Origin of the sequence: Stenotrophomonas sp. Bg11-02 (genome assembly GCF_002836635.1) — a bacterium.
GTDB lineage: Bacteria > Pseudomonadota > Gammaproteobacteria > Xanthomonadales > Xanthomonadaceae > Stenotrophomonas > Stenotrophomonas lacuserhaii.
Map to the genome: position 1 here is coordinate 1 of NZ_PJAY01000035.1, position 371 is coordinate 371.

Annotated in this window: 1 protein-coding gene; it reads right to left on the reverse strand. The window is 64.2% G+C overall.

The annotated features are described in order from the left end of the window. On the reverse strand, positions 1 to 371 hold a 371-nt coding region (locus CXG43_RS01360), incomplete at both ends, for a CopD family protein (protein WP_198551376.1).

The window sequence follows — 371 nt, forward strand, 5'->3', positions numbered from 1 at the left end:
TCCAGCGAACAGGGCCAGTTTGAACAGCAGCAACTTCCCGTAGGTGCTCTGGAACAGGGCCGAAAACGACCACGCGGTGAGATCCCCGTAGTGCGCGATGCCGGACACGATGAGCGCACCAACGAAGATCGTTCCCAGCGTCGAAAAACCATGTAGAAAGTCATGCGTTGATCGCAGACGCCCGCTGCCGTTCGTCTCTTTGCCGCGCAGCAGCATGGCAAGGAACATCAGGACCGCTGCGATCCAGCCGCCTGCCGCGAGAAGATGGACGATGCCTGCAGCAAGCCGGACCGCGCCTGCCAAGCCCTCGCCAGCGGCGGCGTGGCCGTTCCATGCCAGCGAAGCGAGTGCGCCGCCCGCCAGCATCGCCC